1 pseudogene is annotated in these 545 nt (G+C 30.5%); it reads left to right on the forward strand.

The features are described from left to right. Nucleotides 1-491: pseudogene (locus tag ELQ12_RS09855) on the forward strand (autotransporter outer membrane beta-barrel domain-containing protein); the annotation flags it as partial. Nucleotides 492-545: the final 54 nt, after the last annotated feature.

Raw genomic sequence — 545 nt, forward strand, 5'->3', positions numbered from 1 at the left:
CTAAAGCTGAACCTAATTCTTATGCTTATGGAGTCAATACAGCCTTAGGTATGAATTTTATTTCTAATAAAGATATATTCTCCCCTGAAATAGGTCTTGCTTATGAAGGAGGTTATACTGAAGCTTTTTCTATGAAAGATACTATAGGACAAGCAACAGTTCAAGGTGGAGAAAGAACCTATGCAAACTATTTAAATCTTTTCTCTACTAAAACAAGTCTTACTTGGTTTAGAGATTGGTTGCCTAATTTAAAAACTTCAGTAGAACTTGGAGCTAAGTTTAATATCAATCCTAAAGTAGAAGCTGAGGCTAGATTTGGAAATATAAAAGTAAGTGATGAGTTTGATTTACCAAGAGTACAAAAATTTGTAAGCACTTCTTTTATCATTCCTGTTAATGAAGCTTTCTATTTTAGTTTAAACTATAATGGAATGTTTGATAAAGATGGCAATACCCATACAGGATTTGCTCAGTTTAATTATCTTTGGTAATCTTATAAAAGATCATACCTTAGTTTAATTAGTTTACTCTCCTACTTGTTAAAA

Origin of the sequence: Campylobacter sp. US25a, from assembly GCF_004379075.1 — a bacterium.
In the GTDB taxonomy this organism is placed as follows: domain Bacteria; phylum Campylobacterota; class Campylobacteria; order Campylobacterales; family Campylobacteraceae; genus Campylobacter_D; species Campylobacter_D jejuni.